The organism is Leifsonia sp. McL0607, from assembly GCF_049993355.1.
GTDB lineage: Bacteria > Actinomycetota > Actinomycetes > Actinomycetales > Microbacteriaceae > Leifsonia.
In genome coordinates this window covers 333835-353533 of the sequence record NZ_CP188253.1, presented here as the reverse complement: position 1 = coordinate 353533, position 19699 = coordinate 333835, and the positions used below count along the sequence as shown (strand labels likewise).

13 protein-coding genes and 2 pseudogenes are annotated in these 19699 nt (G+C 64.1%); 8 read left to right on the top strand and 7 right to left on the bottom strand.

Annotated features, from left to right (window positions below; genetic code table 11):
- Window positions 1-313: 313 nt before the first annotated feature.
- The 3 genes from ACPPVW_RS01660 to ACPPVW_RS01650 all read left to right on the top strand — a co-directional run bounded on the left by ACPPVW_RS01660 (window position 314) and on the right by ACPPVW_RS01650 (window position 4715).
- Entirely contained in the window at window positions 314-1426 is a 1113-nt protein-coding gene (locus tag ACPPVW_RS01660) for a tyrosine-type recombinase/integrase (RefSeq protein ID WP_426624822.1), read from the top strand.
- Window positions 1423-1767 carry a helix-turn-helix domain-containing protein gene (locus ACPPVW_RS01655; RefSeq protein ID WP_426624821.1) on the top strand — a complete coding sequence of 115 codons (345 nt, stop codon included), beginning with the start codon at window positions 1423-1425 and terminating at the stop codon, window positions 1765-1767. The genes ACPPVW_RS01660 and ACPPVW_RS01655 overlap by 4 nt, the downstream gene beginning before the upstream one ends.
- Window positions 1768-3470: 1703 nt before the next feature.
- Window positions 3471-4715, top strand: coding sequence for an IS256 family transposase (locus ACPPVW_RS01650; protein WP_426624464.1), 1245 nt, complete (start codon window positions 3471-3473; stop codon window positions 4713-4715).
- 392 nt (window positions 4716-5107) lie between these two features.
- On the opposite strand, the gene ACPPVW_RS01645 is transcribed toward ACPPVW_RS01650, so the two are convergent.
- Genes ACPPVW_RS01645 through ACPPVW_RS01635 form a run of 3 tightly spaced genes read right to left on the bottom strand, consistent with a single transcriptional unit; the run spans window position 5108 to window position 8398 of the window.
- Window positions 5108-5656 (bottom strand): hypothetical protein, encoded by a 549-nt coding sequence (locus ACPPVW_RS01645; RefSeq protein WP_426624820.1) that lies wholly within the window; start codon window positions 5654-5656, stop codon window positions 5108-5110.
- A gap of 19 nt (window positions 5657-5675) precedes the next feature.
- Window positions 5676-7007 (bottom strand): hypothetical protein, encoded by a 1332-nt coding sequence (locus tag ACPPVW_RS01640; RefSeq protein ID WP_426624819.1) that lies wholly within the window; start codon window positions 7005-7007, stop codon window positions 5676-5678.
- Entirely contained in the window at window positions 7004-8398 is a 1395-nt protein-coding gene (locus ACPPVW_RS01635; protein WP_426624818.1) for an asparagine synthetase B family protein, read from the bottom strand. Before ACPPVW_RS01635 ends, ACPPVW_RS01640 begins: the two co-directional genes overlap by 4 nt.
- A gap of 437 nt (window positions 8399-8835) precedes the next feature.
- Here ACPPVW_RS01635 and ACPPVW_RS01630 point away from each other — a divergent pair, with 437 nt between their 5' ends.
- Window positions 8836-9582: a phosphotransferase enzyme family protein gene (locus tag ACPPVW_RS01630; RefSeq protein ID WP_426624817.1), complete on the top strand. Its 747-nt coding sequence runs from the start codon at window positions 8836-8838 to the stop codon at window positions 9580-9582.
- 283 nt (window positions 9583-9865) lie between these two features.
- On the opposite strand, the pseudogene ACPPVW_RS01625 reads toward ACPPVW_RS01630, so the two are convergent.
- Window positions 9866-10185 (bottom strand): annotated as a pseudogene (locus tag ACPPVW_RS01625) (IS1380 family transposase); the annotation flags it as partial.
- Between the two features lie 107 nt (window positions 10186-10292).
- Between ACPPVW_RS01625 and ACPPVW_RS01620 the strand changes: the two are divergent.
- From ACPPVW_RS01620 to ACPPVW_RS01605, 4 genes are all read left to right on the top strand, one after another.
- Complete coding sequence (locus ACPPVW_RS01620; protein ID WP_426624816.1) at window positions 10293-11573, top strand: MFS transporter; 1281 nt, start codon at window positions 10293-10295, stop codon at window positions 11571-11573.
- Between the two features lie 88 nt (window positions 11574-11661).
- Window positions 11662-13008, top strand: a complete 1347-nt coding sequence (locus ACPPVW_RS01615) for a SidA/IucD/PvdA family monooxygenase (protein ID WP_426624815.1) — start codon at window positions 11662-11664, stop codon at window positions 13006-13008.
- A 2-nt stretch (window positions 13009-13010) separates the two neighbouring features.
- Window positions 13011-14303 carry a trans-sulfuration enzyme family protein gene (locus ACPPVW_RS01610; protein WP_426624814.1) on the top strand — a complete coding sequence of 431 codons (1293 nt, stop codon included), beginning with the start codon at window positions 13011-13013 and terminating at the stop codon, window positions 14301-14303.
- Window positions 14300-15337 (top strand): ketoacyl-ACP synthase III family protein, encoded by a 1038-nt coding sequence (locus tag ACPPVW_RS01605; protein WP_426624813.1) that lies wholly within the window; start codon window positions 14300-14302, stop codon window positions 15335-15337. Before ACPPVW_RS01610 ends, ACPPVW_RS01605 begins: the two co-directional genes overlap by 4 nt.
- A gap of 95 nt (window positions 15338-15432) precedes the next feature.
- Here ACPPVW_RS01605 and ACPPVW_RS01600 read toward each other — a convergent pair.
- From ACPPVW_RS01600 to ACPPVW_RS01590, 3 genes and pseudogenes are all read right to left on the bottom strand, one after another.
- Window positions 15433-16415 (bottom strand): annotated as a pseudogene (locus ACPPVW_RS01600) (IS256 family transposase); the annotation flags it as partial.
- A gap of 240 nt (window positions 16416-16655) precedes the next feature.
- Window positions 16656-17939: an MFS transporter gene (locus ACPPVW_RS01595; RefSeq protein ID WP_426624812.1), complete on the bottom strand. Its 1284-nt coding sequence runs from the start codon at window positions 17937-17939 to the stop codon at window positions 16656-16658.
- Window positions 17936-18769, bottom strand: coding sequence for an IS5 family transposase (locus tag ACPPVW_RS01590; protein WP_426623674.1), 834 nt, complete (start codon window positions 18767-18769; stop codon window positions 17936-17938). The genes ACPPVW_RS01595 and ACPPVW_RS01590 overlap by 4 nt, the downstream gene beginning before the upstream one ends.
- Window positions 18770-19699: the final 930 nt, after the last annotated feature.

Here is a 19699-nt window from a genome sequence, read left to right as displayed (position 1 = left end):
GCGCGGCGATCGTAATACGCGGACATCGATCGCCCGATCGCGGGCGCCGTGTGCGCACCCACGTACGCCCGCGCTCGCGTGCACTTCTGGTGCCCAGCCCGCTGTTATAACGTCGAGGGGATCGCGGCGACTGCGATCCCGGACGACGGATCAGTACCCGGCAAAACCCGCGGAATTGCGCCAGATGCGAGTCTTCTGAGTGGGTAAGGGTGCCGAGAGGTCCACCGTAGCGGAGCGACCTCCCCTCCGCGCTTGCGCCCAAACGCTTTCTTCGCGTTTAATGCGATTTAGTCGCGTTAGATGGGAGGCTTCGGTGCGTGAATTCACGCCACATGGCGCGTCCGCGCTGCACTTGGTCGACGGCGTTGCGTTCCTCCGAGAGGACGCCGCCGTATTCGAGGCGATGCTGGAAGGGTGGACGGCACAGCAGGTCGGCGGTCGCCGGCTACAGCGGGAGACGGCAGCTGATCGGCTGCGGATCGTGCGCCGGTTCCAGGAGCACGCGCAGTCGTGGCCGTGGGAGTGGTCGGCGGCGATGCTGGACGAGTGGATGCTGGATCTCGTCTCGGTGCACAGGCTCGCGGGATCGACGATGCGGCACTACCAGCTGGTGATTGGGTGGTTCTGCGACTTCATCTGCTCGCCGCATTACGGCTGGGTGCGCGAGTGCGAGGACCGCTTCGGCACGCACCCGATCCAGATTTGTCACGACTGGAACACCCGCCCGCATGTCCAGGAGAACGAGGGCGACCCGCGACGCCGGCCGCTGACTCGCGACGAGTTGCAGCGGCTGTTCGACCGCGCGGACGAGGAGGTCGACGCGCGGCTCTCGGCCGGGCGCAAGGGGGCGGCGGCCGCGTACCGGGACGCGACGCTACTGAAGGTCGTCTACGGATGGGGGCTACGCTCCCACGAGGCAATCATGCTCGACACGGTGGACCTGTTCCGGAACCCGAAGGTGCCTGCTTTCGGAGATCTCGGGATGCTTCGAGTCCGGTTCGGGAAGTCCTCGCGCGGCGGGCCGCCGAAGTTGCGAACCGTGGCGTCGGTGGTCCCGTGGGCGGTGACCGCTCTGCAGGACTATCTGGAGAACGTGCTGCCGCTCATGCGCACTGGGACGAGCAACGCGATGTGGTTCTCCGAACGGTCCCGCCGTCTCGGGGTTCGCGCTATCGGTGACCGATTCGCCCGGTACCGCGATGACCTCGGCCTCGACTCCCAGCTGACGCCGCACTGCCTGCGGCACTCGTACGCGACTCACCTGATCGAGGATGGCCACGATCCGGTGTTCGTCCAGCGTCAGCTCGGTCACGTCTACCAGTCCACGACCTCGATCTACACCCACGTCTCGGAGGACTTCGCCAACCGGCTGCTGCAGGCGGCGCTGACGAACATCCCCGCGCTGAACACTCTGGAGATCCCATGACCGAATCGATCGGCTACGACTGGCGGTTGCGGGAGCAGATGGCCGCCGCCGGCATGTTTCACGCGACCAAGCTGATGCCCGAGTTGGAGGCCCGCGGCATCCACCTCTCCCCAAGCCAGGTGCACCGGCTGGTGTCCGAACGTCCCGAACGGCTGAACCTGCACGTCTTGGTCGCGCTTACCGACATCCTCGGTTGCAGGGCTGACGACCTCATCGTCCCGGTCAAGCTCGGCGCCGCCGGTCACGCGGAGGAAGCGGCGACCGGTACCGACACCGCTACCAGTACCATCCGTGCCCGCGATCTCCGACCCCAGCGGGCACGGCTGACCGATCAACCGTGAGGCCGAACCCGCACGACCGGTGTGTGCTCTGCACGCCAGGCCGCCCGGCCCGTCAGCGACTGACCCTGTGCAGCGAGTGCCCCCGCGTTCACGGACCCCAGATCCTCTCGACGCTGTCGACGTTTCTCGGCTATCTGATCCCGCACGCGAGCATCGGCGTGAGCCGCGCGATCGTCACCGCCGCCCCCACGATGCCCGCCCGCCTGGAGCTCCTCGCCGAGCTCACCGCCGGCCACCGCTACCGCGGGCCTCGGCCGAGACTGGCGGCCCTCGACCAGGAGCTCACAGCGCTGGGCCTGCCGGGCGTGACCGACCGTGTCACCACCACGCATCCGGCGCGATCTCGCCCGACGTGCGCCCACCCCGACCGGATCGTGGCCGGGATCGCCCACGATGCCCGCTACTGCGAGTACTGCTGGCGCCGGGTACCGCAGTCACGACGCCCCTGCGTGGGGTGCGGACGCCTGGACCACACGAATCGCCTCGGCTTCTGCAAGGCGTGCCGCGCGGCCGACGCGATCGAGGAGCTCTTCGGCGCAGACCTCGAACACCGTCGGCCGGACTTGCTGCCGCTGCGCGCGCATCTCCGAGCGTCCCGCCCGCAGTACATCCTGCGGGTGATCAAGGCCCGCGAGGTCTGGGGCAAGCTCGACCGAGTGATTGCGCTCCCGACACCGCTCAGCCACGACAGCATCGATACGCTCGGGACCACGGCGGCGACCGCTCACGTCCGCTCGCTCCTGGTCTCCGTCGGCGTCCTCCCGGACCGTGACGAGCATGCCGTGAAGCTGCAGCAGTGGGCTCACGCCCAGTTCAGCACGCTGCCGCACCGTGCTGACGAGCTCACGGTCACGGTGTTCCTTCGCTGGAACCAGGGCCGCAGACGCCGCGGCCCACGCACGACCGTAACCCAAGCCGCCAACGACAAGCGCGAGCTGCGCATCGTCCTGTCCTTCATCGCGTTCCTCAACCAGCGATCCCGGACGGTCGCGACAGCCACCCAAGCCGACCTCGACGCGTGGACGGCGACGGCGTCGGCGGACGCATTCCGGATCCGCGGCTTCCTGCATTGGTGCGCGAGCTCGCGCACCAACCGACACCTGATCCCGCCCACCCAGGAGCGCCTCGTCTTCCGCATCGGCGGGAGCCTCGGCGCCCAGAACGAAGCCGCTCTCCACCGTGCGTTCACCGACCCCGACTTGGATCCCCGGTTCAAGCTCGCAATCGTCCTGATCACTGTCTACGGCATCCGCACCCACCGCGTCGCCGGCCTACACCTCCGCGATCTCCGAGCCGAGACTCGTCCCCAGGTCCGTCTCGGCCGGGATTGGCTCGACCTTCCGCCTGCCGCGGCATCCTGGATTCGCACCGTCCAAGTCGGCCCCCGCCCCGGGCATCGCGGCACGGACTGGTGGCTGTTCCCCGGCTACCGTCACGGCCACCCGCTCAGCCCATCAAGTCTCGCCGCGGCCCTCCGCCAACTCGGGCTCTCACCAGCGCGCGCCCATCAGGCATCGACCGCAAACATCATCAGCCAGGTGCCACCTGTCGTCGCGGCACGCCTCCTTGGTGTCTCCACAGGGTCGCGTCCCGGGTGGTGGTGTAGTTTCCCGGTTCTGGGCGTCGCGCTGTCGACGTGGAGAGCCATCGTGGGATGGTCAGTGAGAACCGATCAAAGTTACTCACGAAGGACACAAACCACGATGGCTCTAGACCAGTCTGCCCTGCTTGATCTGCTTGCTCAACTGAAGCTGACCGATGTTACCGACCGGGTCCGTTCCGCGACTGAGGCTCTCTACCAGGAACTGATCGACGCGGAAGCGACCGCGTTCATCGGTGCGGGCCCGTTCGAGCGCTCTGCCGAACGCACCACCCAGCGCAATGGCACGAGGCCGCGGACGTTGACCACGACCGCTGGGGATCTGGATTTGAAGATCCCGAAGCTGCGTCAGGGAACGTTCTTCCCGGCGCTGTTGGAGCGGCGCCGTCGGGTTGATCAGGCATTGTTCGCGGTCGTGATGGAGGCGTATCTGCATGGGGTGTCGACCCGTAAGGTCGATGATCTCGTCAAAGCGCTCGGCGCGGACAGCGGCATCTCCAAGTCGGAAGTGTCGCGGATCTGCGCCGGCTTGGACGCGGAAGTCGCCACCTTCCGTGACCGAGACCTTGCAAGCCTGCAGTTCCCGTATGTGTTCCTCGACGCCACCTACTGCAAAGCCCGCGTGAACCACCGCATCGTCTCCCAAGCCGTCGTCGTCGCCGTCGGTGTTGCCGCGGACGGGCGCCGAGAGGTCCTCGGCTTCGATGTCGGCGACAGCGAGAACGAAGGCTTCTGGGCGGCGTTCCTGCGTTCGTTGAAGGCCCGCGGCCTTTCCGGGGTGCACCTGGTCATCTCGGATGCGCACACGGGACTGAAGAAGGCAATCGGCACTGTCTTCCAGGGCGCATCGTGGCAGCGCTGCCGGGTGCACTTCATGCGTAACGTGCTCTCGATCGTGCCCAAGGGCTCGCAGGACATGGTGGCCTCGATCATTCGCACGATCTTCGCCCAACCCAACGCCGAGCACGTGTTCACCCAGTTCGATGAGGTGACCCGCATGCTCACCCGCTCCCACCCGAAGGTCGCCGCCATGCTCGAGGATGCCAAGGACAACGTTCTCGCGTTCACGGGGTTCCCGCAGAGGCATTGGCGACAGATCTGGTCCACGAACCCGTTAGAACGGGTGAACAAGGAAATCAAACGACGCACCGACGTCGTCGGCGTGTTCCCCACCCCCGCCGCCCTGCTGCGCCTGGCCGGGTCGGTTCTGATCGAACAACACGATGAATGGGAAGCCAGCGACCGCCGCTACTTCTCCGAAGCCTCCATGCTCGAGCTGAAGACCATGAACACACCCACCGACACGATCGAGGAGGTGAAACCCCTGCCCGAACTCACCGCCGCCTAAACTAGAACAACTGACCCACACGGTGGTCGAGAAACTCCACCACACAACGGGACGTGACCCTCCACAGGCACCGCGTCGGACTGGTACGGCCTTATCGCCAACACTGGGCTGGCCATACGATGACGTCCCCAAAACTACGAAGTCGGTGTGGTTCGAGTGGTCCGGCTACTCGTACTGGCTGTTTTGGACGGCTGCCCGGATGGTATTGAACGCGGCGGCGAGCGCTTGCCGCAGGGTGGACCAGGCACCCGCACCGCCGGCGTAGGGCGGTCGGAGCCAACTCCAGCGATGGATCGAAGAGCAGATCGCGACTCTTCCGCATTGTGGCGGGGACGGCCTTCGGTCGAGTTGGCGACGCTGAGCGCACCGCTGCCAGCGCCCTGGCACGCCGCTCAGGCCATGGACAGCTCGACGAGGCGCTGCCGGAGCGTGCTGCTCCGCAGCATCCGTATGCCCCAGTGAACGTCGCGGATTGTGTTGCGAGCCGTTACCAGGTCTATCGCTCCGCCGACCACTGCCTTCTTGAATCGATCGAGATCCTTCCACGCTGCCCGCGCGAATTCCGCATCAGCTACGGCGTCGACCTCGAGGTCAAGTGTGCAGACCGCGCCACCTGATATCCAGAACGGGAGCTGCCCATTCAGGTAGAACCGCGGAACCCCTCGACCATCGGGCGAGGAAACGTAGCCGAGTGCACAGTAGCGATCCGGGTACAGCAGATACGTTAGTTGGTCGCCTACCCAGGTGTGCTCTGACAGGTCCCACTCGCAATCGGACAGATGCGCCCGTTCGCCCGTCTTCGTCACGGCCGCGAGCCATGTTCGATCGGGCTCGATTCGGAGGGCGCGGGCGCCCTCTTCTCGGCCCAGGTCGGAGACGGTCAGCTCGCTCCAGGTGCGCCCATCGCGTACGTGCAGCAGGGTCAGTTCTTGTATTCGCAATCTCCTCGTTCGCCGTGGCTCACGCGCGTTGAGCGGTCCGGGACTCGGTGGACTGCACGTTGTGCAGACCGAGTTCTCGCAGCTGGCTGGGCAGGGATGCATACCCGCGGCGGAGTTGGAAATCGTTCTCGAGCGTGCAGGGACCGTCGCTGATAAGCGCGCTGAGAACGAGAGCACTGGTACCGCGGATGTCCGGGCATCTGTCGAAGACACGATGCCGGAGCACCGTTTCGGGGTCCCCGGTGATGATCGCGCGCACGGCCGAACGTCCCCCGAGATCGACCTTTCCGATCCTCGCAGACCCCAACCCCATCTCGTACAACTGGTGAAAGAATTGGAGCCGCTCTGGAAACACGTCGTCGGTCAGCTCCGCCGTTCCCTCGGTGCGTGTAGCGATGAGCAACGCCGCGAATGGGAGCCAATCGGTGCTGAACAGTGGTTCACAGCCTGTGCGCAGGTCGCACGCGCGCAGCTCTCGCACGAGAGGATGGCGCACCGTCGTGCTCGTGTCGGTCGAGTCGACCTCGGCGCCGAGATGTCCGCAGAAGTCGATGAACTTCGGGATCCGCAGAGAACGGGGGTGCTTCACCGTGACTTCCCCGCGTGTCAGCAGTCCGGCCGTCAGCAGGGTCACGGCGTGGACTCTGTCGGCCCCGACCAGCCATTCGAAGGGCTGATTGTGCGATCCTGCATCGATGGTGAGCGACGGCAACGATCCGCGGACGACTGCACCGTTCGCACGAGCCGCATCGACCTGCTCCTCGCATGACGGCTCTACTGTGCACCCCCGAAGGTGGCTGACGCCCCCAGCAACCTGGGCGGCTGCGATCGCGATCACCGATCCGGTCATCGTTGGGTAAGTGAAGTCGATCCGTGCTGGAACGCGGCAGACCCAACTCATGACCACGGCACCCGAGCCCGAGTCGCTGATGGCGACTCCAAACGTTTCCAGGATGTCGAAGTACCACTGATAGGGACGTTGCCCGATGTCACAGCCGGTGGGCAGGCCTTCGAGCGTGACCTCACTGGCGTGGTGGAGCGCCGCCGGTAGGAGCACGAACAAGGACCGAGATCGGGCGACGAGTTGGCCGGAGAATTCGACTGCGCCGTCGATCGGCGAGCTGAATGCCACCGTTGCGTTGGCCTCGTCAAACGCAACGTTCTCGAAGATTGCGCGTAGGCCTACCATCAGCGACTGGGAGTCGACGTTGTTAGGCACGTTCGACAGCAAGCCCTCATCATGCAAAGCCGCGCTCGCGAGCACGTGCGCGAACGAATGCTTCGCTCCGTCAAGTTCCAACGAGCCGACGAGGGGGGACCCATCGTGCTCGATCGTGATACGCGAGTTCATACCGTCGCAAACTCCGCCCCGCGCCGACGTCCGTAGCCGAGCTTGAGGAATTCCCCGACCATGGACTCCTCGATCGGGTACCGCACTTGAAAGCGCGCTGCTTCGCTCGTGTAGTCGCGGTCCCCGGAGCCTGCATCCCTCGCGAAGATCCCCGCCGTTCCGTACTCATACCCGACGCCGCGCGCGAGTGAGAGCTTCGGGCGATCGACGATGTAGCTTGGTAGGCGTCGGCGAGCGACTGCGCGCAAGAATCGCTTCGTCGTCGTGTCATCCCGTTGCGCGGAGGCAGGAACCTCAAGTGCTGCGCGCGCGACTGACTGCGACAGGAACGGCACGCGGCACTCGATGGTCTCCGACATCGAAATTCGATCCAGCCGTTGGCAGTTGGTGCGGTGTAGGTTGTCGACCCGATCCTGTCGTCGCTGCTGCGGGTCGGTACCCGCGGGCTCACGATAGCCGCAGAACAGCTCGTCGGCGCCCTCTCCCGTGAGCACGATGCGCATGCCGTCCCGTGCCATCTGCTCAAAGACCGGCACCATCGGCACCGAGTGGTTGATCACGTGCCACTCCCACGATTCCACGACCCGGATCACATACGGAATCAGCGCCGTGGCAGCTTCGGGCGATGGCGCCTCGACCTCGACAAGACGCACGCCCGACTCCGCACAGTAACGGCGAGCAACGTCAAGATCCGGCGATCCTTCTCTGAATAGTATGTACGCGGTCACGGCTGGATTTATCGACCGGGCGTACTCCAACACGAGCGAGCTGTCCAGGCCGCCGGAAAACAGCACGGCGTACGGCTCGTCGGGAACGCGGGACGCCACTGCGTCGCGGAACTTCACGTCGATCTCGTCTACGTAGGACGCGCTCGGCGAACCGTCGCGTTGCACGATGGGGACCGGCCAACGGCCGACTTTCTTCTCCCGCAAATCGCCGAGAGACCAAGTGACGACGGACCCCGGCGCGATCTCCTCGACCTCGCCCTGACGAGCGTCCACGAGGGCCTTGAGTTCCGACGCGACAGCGATCCGATCTTCGGATGGGGCTGCGACGTACAGCGGCTTAACGCCGATGTGGTCGCGCGCGATGATCAGCTCTCGCCGAGTCGTGTCGATTGCGACGAACGCCCCTTCCCAGTCGGCTCGTCGCAGTGCCTCGACAACGCCGAAGGATTCGATGGCGTCCGCCAGAACCTGCGTGTCGGAGAGCTGGGCCGGCTCACCACTGTTCGTTCCAGCCACCGCTTGCGCGAGCGCCTTGTAGTTGTAGACCTCACCGTTTTGCGCGAGCACAAAGCGACCATTGCGAGAAACCTTCGGCTGAGCGCCGACTCGCTCGCCTACGATTGGCAGGCGATTGGTCCCGAGTGCAACGCCGAACGCCTTCATATCGGTCGTCTCGTCCGAATGTCGGTTATCTCCCCGGTGTCGCAACGCGTCTAAGATCGCCTTTAGAACGGAAGACCGCTCTTCAAAATCCCCCGACACCACCGCCGCTATGCCGCACACGAGATCGTCCCCCCTAGGTGTTCGCGGGTCCGCCGTTCGACGACTCTCATAACCGTGTCAGGGACCATATGGGTTAGCTGCCCTCATCGACTATAACGGCACACTCCCGAGGTCCCGGAACACAAGGCCTCCTGTTTTTTCCTGAGTCACATCGCGGCCACGTCCGCCAGAAGCGCCACCGACCTCCTGTCGCGCACTCTGTAAGGTGGTCGAGACATCGAACTGCCGGAACGGGGATCGACGGCGAACCCGAGTGCGTCGAAAGCGACGCACCGCGCTCTGCCTCCGGCCATTCCGAGGGATTTGGGGAGAAGCGCATGTCAGAAGTGTCCATGGCGGGTGGCAATTCTAATGAGGTTCACCGGCGCGGCGATATTGTCCTCCGCTCGACCGGCCACTGGTCTTCGGCGGTCGCGCAACTCCTTGACATCCTCGAAGAACGCAAGGTCGACGGCGTGCCGCGCCATCTGGGATTCGACCAGGACGGCAGGGAAATGCTGAGCTTTCTGCCCGGTGAGGCAGCCCATTACCCGCTCCCCGAATGGCTGTGGAAGGACGATATTCTTCGCGACTCCGGGCGGCTTCTGAGGCGATTGCATGACGCTTCCGCCGATTTTGCGCTTTCAGCGGAGACGGCGTCCCTGACGTGGCAGCTACCGGTCCGCGAACCAATCGAGGTCATTTGCCACAACGACTTCGCCCCGTACAACCTACTGTTTGATGACGAAAGGCTTGTCGGCGTGATCGACTTCGACACCGCATCACCAGGACCGCGCGTCTGGGATCTTGCCTACCTGGCGTATCGGTTGATGCCGTTCGGCGAGGACGCTGGCGCGGATGCTCCCTCGGCCGACGTGAGACTCGACCGCTTGGACGCGCTCATCGAGTCGTACGGGTCTGTCTACTACCGCTCGCAGATCCTTCAGACCATGGCAGACCGCTTGGAAGCACTGGCGGCCTTCACTGAGGGTCGTGCCAGCGAGACTGGCAGGTCCGACTTCGCGGAGCACGCCGCGATGTACACACGAGACGCCTGCGCGGCTCAAGCGTTGGCCTTGGCTTAGCCTCGATCTACCGACGAGTATTGGGCGGTCGAGGCCGGCGTGAAAGGTGGTCACGTGTCGAGGGGCGGGAGTGAACTCTGGGCATTACCTCCCGGTCGTCCACATGGTTCTCGGTCGTGCTGCAGTTGTGGCGATGTTCAGGTGGTGGCCTATGGCGGTGGTGCGTGCGTGATCTTGAACAGTCGCGCGAAGGCGTTTCTTCCAAGGGCCAGGCCTCGGGGAGGTGCACTGTGGTGCGGCGTGCGGACCGCGCCAACCGTGCGGGACGTGGATCAGGGTGCTGGACCTCGATGATCGTGTCGTCCAGATCGACCATCACCCGCTCGCCCACACCTGCCCGCAGCAGCGGTGCCCGACTGGCGAGGTTCGTAAGGACCCGGGAGGCAACCGCGTCGAGCTGCCGGACGTGCCCGAAGGTGAACTCGCGCAGGAACGATCCCAGCGTCGACGGCGTATAAGCTCGGTCGAACAACCGGCCCACCCCGCCGTGACGGAGCAGGTTCATGTCCTCGATCGAGTCCGCACCGGCGAGCATCCCCGCCACCAGCGACATCACACGTTCGTGCCCTTGTCCGTCGGAACACTCAACCGGGTCTGCGCAAGCATGCCCGACCATTCGTCTCACATTGTGAATTCTCTTACCAAAGCCTATAGTGATACATATTTTATGATTGTACGTAGATGATGGCGTCTAGACGGTGGAGGTTAGAGTGCCCGGTCGGGTTGGCGTTCAGCAAGGGTCCACCAGCCGGATTGCTGGACACGTTCTGTGGATCACGGGTGTTGCGATCCTCATTTCACTGATGGGGTCTTCGCTAAAGAACACAGTTCAAGTGTTCTTCGTCCCGATGGCCGACTCTTTCGGTTACCCTCGCGGTGAGTTCGCGATCGCGACGACGATCTTTGCAGCGACGATCGCGCTTGCTTCACCGGCCATCGGGGCGCTCTCGGACCGGTTCGGTCCCCTTCTAGTCATGCGCGCCGGACTAGTCGTCTCCGCGGCGATGTTCGCCCTGATCACGGTCGCGCAAAGCTTCCTCCTGCTCGCCATCCTCTACGGCGTGCTCGGAGCGCTGGGCTATGCCTCGCTCTCGTATGTCCCGATCGGTGTTCTTGTCGATCGAGCGTTTCCTGCGGATCGCCGGGGCTTCTTCTATGCGCTGGTTACGAACGGGACGGCGATAGGCTTCATCGTCCTCGTCCCGTTGTGGATCTGGCTCGAGACTATGACGAGTTGGCAATCCGTGCTCATCGCACTGAGCGTCCTGTTCGCAGTGGTACTCCTCCCGCTGTCGTTCACGGTTCGTGCCCCGGACGCCAAGCGGCTGGCCACCACTGCGACATCCCACGTTGAGCGGTCACGTGCCCTGGCGGTCATGCGCTGCGGCCCGTTCATTCCGTTGGTGCTGGCCTTCATGGCCTGCGGTGTGACGATGGCGTTCGTCGACGTGCACCTCATCCCGGACATGCACGACCACGGCGTTGCTCCCACTACAGTGTCGACCGCGATGGTGCTGCTCGGATTCACTGAGATCGTCGGCGCATTCGTTGCGGGGTTCTTCTGCGATCGGGGTCGTATTCGGAGCGTTCTACTTTCGGCCTACCTGTTGCGCGGCGCCTCTATCGTTCTGCTGGCTATCTCCCCCAACGATGTCGTGATCCAGCTCTTCGGAGTCATCTTCGGATCGAGTTACCTCATGACGGTCGTAGCGACCACGGTGTGGATCGCCCGGCTCTACCCACCGCATGTCCGCGGACTTCTTCTGGGGATCATGTGGGCCGCCCATCAGGTCGGCGCAGCGCTGAGCAGCCAACTGGGTGCGACGCTACACGACGTCCTCGACAGCTACGATCCGATCATCTACATCGGAGCGGCGTTCTGTGTGGTGTCCATCATCATCGTCGCCGCCCTCCGCGAGCCGGCGCCATCGATCGCGGCCCCGATGGATACCGCGGTGGAAACGTCGCCGTCCCCGTCGACCATCGAATGACGCACCCTGCTTAAGGGACTTCGACACCCCGCAGTCCAATATGCGTGGCGCAGCGAGGCCACCGAATTGACACAAGTTTGGAGAGATTATGCAGATCATGGATGTCATCGGCATCGGATTCGGACCGTCGAACATCGCATTGGCCATCGCCCTCGAGGAATCAGGAGCGTTTAAGGACTGGCTCTTCCTGGAATCGGCAAAGACGCCGATCTGGCAGGGTGAGATGCTTTTCGAGATAAGCCTCGACACATACTCCAACATCCAGAACATCCCTTATCGTGACCTGGTGACTCCACGGAACCCGCGCAGCCGCTACACGTTCCTCAACTATCTCGTCGAGAACGACCTGCTGTTCCCGCACCTCAACATGGACATGCTGATGCCACTGCGGCCGGACTATGCGCGGTATCTCCAGTGGGTGGCCCGGCAGTTCGACGATCGTGTGCGCTACGGGCGGCAGGTGTATTCCCTGACCTACGAGGAGACGGTCGCTGGCGGCGGTGCCTACCACCTCGTCACGACGACCGGCGAGGAGTATTACGCTCGCCATGTCGTCGTCGGCACCGGGAGACTGCCTAACGTGCCCGCGCAGTTCGCGTCGCTGCAGTCGGATCGGGTCGTCCATCAGACCAAGTACCAGAGCCAGGTGGGACCGGTCGCGAGCGCGCTCCCGACCGGTAGCCGTGTCGCGGTGGTCGGAAGCAGCCAGAGCGCGGGAGAGATCATCCTCCATCTCAGCAAGTCGTATCCGACCCTGAAGATCCACTCGATCATGCGCCGATATGCCTTTCCCCTCAAAGACACCAGCCCGTTCATGAGCGAGGCATACTTCCCCGAGTTCACCGACCTGTACTACCGTTCCTCTCCGGAAGTGCGCGAGCGCATCGACAGGGACATCGTGCGGACGAACTATGGTTCCTGCGACATGGACGTCCTCGAAGAGCTCTACCGACAGATGTACTACGACAAGCTCCACGGCAAGGAGCAGATCCGGCTGCACCGGCTCACCGACATCGTTGACGCCACGATCACTGACGACGGAGGCGTGCGGCTCCTCCTCGAGGACCACGCCACCGGCACGATCGACAGCGACCACTTCGACCTGGTCGTGCTGGCCACCGGATTCTCGAACATCGGCACCGGCGCCGGCGATCTTCCGACAATCCCGCTGCTTGAAGGGTTCTCCGAGTGGCAGGACCTATCGACCGGGCATCTTAACATCGACCGCGGTTACGCCGTCCGATTCGCGAACGCGCCGGAGAATGTGTCGGGCGTCGTCGTGCTCAATGGACTGTGCGAGCGAACGCACGGGATCGGAGACGGCGGCTCCCTGAGCCTCACCGCGATCCGATCGGCAGAGATCATCGCGCGTCTGCAGGAGTCGGACGCGTGCCTGTCAGAGCTGGCATCCGCGGCGCCGATGGGAGAACGCTGACCATGGCCGAGCTTCGTTTCGACACGGTCGCCAGCGCGGCGGGCTACACGCACGCAGACGCCGAAGCCAACCAGGGATCCATTGTCCCACCCCTCTACGCGACGTCGGCTCAGCATTTTCCGTCCGCCGCCGCGATGGAGGCAGCACTGTCGGGGCAGGAGGACGCCTGGATCTACAGCCGCCTCGGAAACCCAACAATCCGCAGCCTTGAATTCGTGATCGCAGCGCTCGACGGGTACAGGGTGGACGCGGAGGTCAGCGCCGCGGTGGCAGCTTCCGGCATGGCTGCGGTGACACTGGCGACCTCACCGTTCCTATGCGTTCGCGGTGATGAGCCGATGAACATCGTCGCCTCCGCTGCGTGCTATGGGGCGACCTTCATGGTCTTCTCGCAGCGCTACGGAAAGGAACGAGGCGTCGAGGTGCGCTGGGTACCCGAGAACGCCACGGTGGACGAGTGGGCTGCCCGGGTCGATCTGCACACCCGCTTCGTGTACGCGGAGATTCCCGCCAACCCGCTTCTTTCCCTCGTCGACGTGCCAGCCCTCTCGGCTTTGGCCCACGAGGCCGGTGCTCCGCTCATCATCGATGCAACGCTCGCGACGCCAGCCCTCATGCGCCCGCTCGCCATGGGCGCCGACATCGTCGTCCATGCGCTAGGCAAAGCGGCTGGCGCCAGCGGTGTGAGCTTGGCTGGCGCCGTCGTGGCGCGTCACGGGATCACCTCGTCCGCCGCGGACGCCTCCATGACGGACGACTTTGCCGGCTATCTCCGGCGTGGCCCGATCCGCGACATGGGTGCGTTGCTCAGCCCGTTCAACGCCTTCACCGTCATGAACGAGGTCCGCGATCTGCGGCGGCGTATGGACGCGATGTCACGCTCCGCGCTCACGATCTCGGAGCACCTCCACTCATCCCATCGGGTGGCGGAGGTGTTCTACCCGGGACTGCAATCACATCCCACGCATGCGCTCGCGCAACAGATGGTCCTCGTCGACAGCGAGGCGGACGGTGGTCCGGTCAACCGATACGGCTACCTACTTGGGTTCCGGCCGGTCGGCGGATTTGATGCGGCGGCGCGCGTGTTCGACCGATTCGAGGTCATCTGGCGCGCGAACGATCTTGGCCGGGTCAAGAGCATCGCGACCATCCCCGCGATCGCCACCCACCGGCAGGTCGTCGCTGCGGCATCAGGAGGAGCTGTCGTGCCCCCGGACCTGATCCGGCTGTCGGTCGGCCTCGAACACGTCGACGATCTCCTCGACGACCTCACCCGGGCACTGGGGGCGGCGTGACGAATACAGCAAAGCGCCCCGATGACCGGCGCATTTACATCTCCGGGCTGGGAACGTGGCTCCCCTCGGACCGGGTGACGGTCCAGGAGGCCGTCGATGCTGGCGCATACGACGCAATTCGCGCCGTCAAAGACGCCTTCACCAGCGTCAGGGTCGAACGCGACGCGTTCCCGCCTGAGATGGGAGTGGAGGCCGCGCGGCGCGCCCTGGCACGTGTCGACCTCCACTCCGTCGGGTTTCTCGCGTGGACATCCATACATCGTCACGGACACCAGACACTGTGGCCGCCCGCAAGCTTCGCCCACCACGAGCTGGAGCTCGACCCGAACGCCATCGTGTTCTCCCTCAACCAGGGCTGCAACGGCGCCTTCGTCGCAATGAAGATGGGCGCCGACCACGTGAGACATCATCCCGGCTCGTCGGCCCTGGTCATCGGCTCCGATCGGTTCGAGGACTCGCTCTTCGACCGCTGGTCGTCCGACCACGGGACGGTCTACGGCGATGCGGCCTCGGCCGTTATCCTCTCGACCAGTCCGGGCCCGATCGAGGTCAAACATCTCGATATCGAGCAAGGCAGCGCGCTCGAACGGATGTATCGCTTCAAAGAGCCCTCAGCCGAGGACGTGAACGATCCACGGCGGGATCACCTTGTCGGGTCTGCCAAGCGCGCGTATCTCCAAGAGCACGGCGATGGTGAGATCCGAGAGGTGTTCGCCCAGACGCTCGGGGCACTGCGTGAGCGGCTCATGGTGCGTCATCCGCTCCTCGAGAGGCCGGCCCGGTACATCGTCTACCCGAATGTTGGGGCAGGGGTCAGCGCCGGCCTGTATCAAGACATTCTGGGAGACCTCGCCGAGGAGCATCTCTGGGAGTATGGACGCTCGATCGGGCATACCGGGGTCAGCGACCAGATCCTCGGCCTTGCCGAACTCCTCGATCGTGGAGCGCTCCGTCCCGGCGACCAGGTGCTGCTAATCGGTGCGGGCAACGGCCTGAGCGTGGCGACGATGTTGCTAGAGATACGGGGCGAATAGCGAGCCCTGGCACGTCTGTCCACCGAACGCTAACTACCACACTCCTTGTCCTTAGTAGACTTTCCGTCGGTAGGTCAGGGTTGTCGGGTGGGCGCCTGCCCAAGGTCGCTGGCGGCGAACTCGGTGAGCGCTACCAGCGCGGCGTCCTCGTCGGCGGCTTGATAGATCGGCTTCAGCGCGGCCGAGACGGCTTTGCGGGACTTGTAGTTCACGAACCGCATCGCGGATCGGATCAGATGCACCACACAGGTCTGGACCGTCGATTGCGGCCAGGTCGCCTCGATCGCCTCAGGGAACCCGGTGAGCCCGTCGCAGCAGACGATCAGGACGTCCTGGACGCGCCGGTTGGCGAGTTGCGCGCAGACTCCCGCCCAGAATTTCGCCCCTCGGTGGCCTGGATCCAGATGCCCAGAACGTGCTTGATGCCGTCCATATCGACGCCGACCGCGATGTGAGCGGCCTTGTTGCGCACGTGCGCACCGTCGCGGACCTTCACGATGATCGCGTCCAGATAGATCACCGGGTAGAACGACTCCAACGGCCGCTGCTGCCACGCCATCACTTCGTCGAGGACCTCGTCGGTGATCTTCGAGATCGTCTCCCGGCTGATCTGCGTGCCGATCGTGGAGACCAGGTGATGCTCGATATCACGCACCGTCATCCCGCCGGCATAGAGCGACACGATCATGTCATCCAGCCCACCCACCCTCCTGGAGCCCTTCGGCACCAGCACGGGCGTGAACGACCCGTCCCGGTCCCTGGGGATCGCGAGCTCGAGGTCGCCGACACTGGTCGCGACCGTCTTCGCCGACGACCCGTTCCGTGAGTTCGGGTGCAACCCCGCCTCAGGGGCGCCCTTCTCGTAGCCGAGATGCTCGGACAACTCGGCCTGCAAGCCTCGTTCCAAACCGGCCTTGATCAACTGCTGGATCAGCCCGTCCTTGCCCCCGAGGCGCACCTGCCCGGCATCGATCATCGCGTAAAGGTCATCGAGCGCTCCGGACGCCTCCAGCGCTTCCACACCCTCACGCTGCTCCCGGCGACGCTCCTCACGCGCCTGCTTCTCAATCATGGTCATCAATGTCTCCTGTTCAGTCAGGAGCACCGCCCCTCACACAAACCATCCGACATGCTCGGCCGAGCAGGACGCGCGGCGATACTCTCGTAGGCGCCGCCGAGAACAAACACCTGCACCCGTTTGTCGAACACGACCAAAAGAGGCCGGCGGTAGGCAGGAGTGGTGCGGGCGAGAGCGCCAACGCACTACCGCCGATCGTCATCCGCGGCAGTCGGGACCGTCGCGCCTCGAGCGTCCGGATCATGTTTCGGCGGGGATGGCGACCTGAACTCGCTGCGGCAGCCGCTGCACGGCCGCACGCCAGACGATGCCGGCTGCGATGAAGACACCTGACGTGAGCGCCCACAGCGTCCAGGGTTGTCCGGTTTCCAAGAGGCCGATCGACATGGGGTACAGCGCCATTCCGATCGAACTCGAAGTCTGAAAGACTCCGATCGCTCGTCCGCGGATCCGAGCGGGGGGCGCCTCGGCCATGACGGCGTTCGTCGATGGCAGATAGAGGATATTCGCCACTGCCAAGGCGATGGCGGCACAGACGAGGTACGCCCAGGCGCCTACTCCAGAGAGCTTCGGCAACACGACGAGCGAGAGGACGGTGATCGCCGTCAGCGAGGCGCCAACGGCGATGAGTGAGCCACGATTCCGGCCTCGCACCGCCCTCGTGATCGTGGTCTGCGCCACCGCGCTCACGGCTGTGGAGATTGCGAACTGCACCGGTGCCGCGACGGCGGGCATATGCCAGAGCTGCACGAAGAGGACGCTTAGCGCGATGTTCGGTAGCACCATCGCCGGGCCTATCAAGAATTGACCGATCGTAATGAGCCGCATCGCAGGATCCAGAACGAACTCACGCCAGGACGAGACCTCGCCAGACGAGTGCTCGCGCGCCATCCTTCGCGAATGCGATCCGACCTTCTGCACCGCGAACACCGCCGCTGCGACGACGCTCGTCAAGATATTCAACAGAATTAGCCACGACAGCGCACGCTGATCCCCGGCGAGCACGACTACCGCAGCGATTGCGCCCACCCCGAGAGCGATGGACTTGGTCGCCTCCAAGAAGGCGAACCAGCGTTCGAACGATTGCCCTCCCGATAGATCGTGAACGTATGCGGTCCAGGCTGACCAATAGAGTCTCTCGGATGCGTTTGCGAATAAAATCGCAACGAATATGCCGATCGGCTCGTGCGCAATCAGATAGAGGCCATACCCCGCCGCGGACAAAAGGTTGTTCAGAACCATCGAAGAGCGCGCCCCGAACCAATCCGTAAGAAAGCCTCCGAGAAATCCGATTGGTAGCGCCGCCAATGCGGCGGCCGTCGCCAATGCTCCGATGACTCCGAGGGGAACATTGGTGGTAAGCGTGAAATAAACGATCGATAGCGGTAGGGTCAAGCCAGCACCAACTGTGTCGATGAGCACCGCGAACGTGACAGAACGATGCTCCCTCAATGAGGCGAAGGCGTTGGCGAGATTGCTACTATTTTTCACGTTTTCCCTTAAGAGGTCGCGCCGGTAGGTCATGGTTGTCGGTTGGGTCTGGTGTTCCAGCGGTAGCGGGTCCAGGCTTCGCGGATGAGGCTGCGGGTGGTGATGATCGCGGCGGCGAGGGCGATGAACGCGTCGATCACGCGGGTGCGGACCTCGGTGCAGATCTGGAGTTTCCGGAATCCGCGGTTGTGCCAGGAGTTCGTTCTCTCCACGACCCACCGAGCGCCGGCTTGTAGCGGTTCGCCCTTCTTGCTGATGACGTAGTCGCACCCGAGGACGTCGAGTAGGTCGCGGGTTTTGGTGTTGTCGTAGCCTGCGTCCAGGTGCACCGTGATTCGCTCGGGAAGGTTGAAGCCGAACCGGCTCAGTTTCTCCAGGGTCGGACCAAGCAGCGGGGAGTCTGGACGGTTCGCGCCGGCGACAACGCATCCGAGTGGGATCCCTCGCCCATCGACCAGGAGGGAGCGTTTCGTGCCCTGTTTCCCACGGTCTACCGGGGAACGGCCGGCAGCTTCGCCACCGCAGGGGGCTTTCACGATGCACCCGTCCACGGACAAGTCACCCAGTTGCAGTCCGATCATCTTGTCGTAGGAGTCCAGACAGATCTGCTCCAGCATGGTGAAGATCCCCGCGACGATCCATTCATCCCGCCGTCGACGGATCGTGGTCGCCGAGCAGGCGCTGTCGGCGATCTTTGCGTACGCGGCGCCGAGCACGAGCACCTGCACCAGCTTGTCGAACACGACCCGGTCCGGAACACGTGGCCGGTGACACCCAAGCGGATGCTCATCCACCACAGGCGGGATGAGCGCTTCGAACTGGTGCCAGATCGGGTCAATGATCGAAGATGGAACAGCGGGCACGAGGCGTCCTGGAAACCAACGAGTTATTCACACAACCGTGGTTAACAGGCCTCGTGCCCACCTCAACGCAACGCCACACCATCACCTACCGGCGCGACCTCTAAGTGTGTAGGCGCACGATCACGAATGCCAGGTTCGAGTCTGCGCGTGTCCTCAATCACGCCGCATCTTCTGGCGTCGACACCCAGCTGCTCGATCGCGGCCAGGTACGTTCAGTGGGATGGAGATGGGGAAATCGAGGGCCGCCCCGGGCGTTTAAATCGGAGTTCCAGCTCGTATGGCTCGGTTTCGCCAAGGTCTTCGTCGGGAGGACAGGTCCGCTTCAAGCCCCTCTGGTGCGTGAGAGGCGGCAGCTCGTCTTGGGACTGCGCCACGCCCAACGAATCGGCGCATGCGTTCCGCTGGAAAGACCCCAGCGATACGAGCATCTCGCTGGTTATGCGTTCGGAGTCCGCGAGAACGCCGTCAGAATCGAAGGGGACGGCGTCGAACGCATCCGTGACGTCAGCTGGTGCGTGTTTCTTCATTCTCTTGCCTCGCCATCCAGGATCAGCCGGACGGCCTCCGCCAGGTTTGCACGTGCTTCGACCGCAGTCGGGAGCGAGTCGCCCTTGCTCCAGCGCCCCGTATTGACCATCACGGCCCGCATTCGTGCCCGGTGCGCTGCGAATGCATCGGTCCGCGCGTCTCCGAACGAACACGCTTCGACGCACATCGAAGCCGAATCGAGCGGCAAGGTCAGCCAACAGTCCTGCATCGGCTTCCGACAGCGCCATCGGGCGACTCGTGCGTGGGCAGATGGCCGCGCCGCCGATCACGCCTCCGGAAACCTCGTCGCCGATGTATCGGATCATCGCCAGCGCGTCCAACGCAGAGACGAGATCCTCACCCGCACACGTCTGATTCGACGCAACCAGGAGTTAGTAGAAG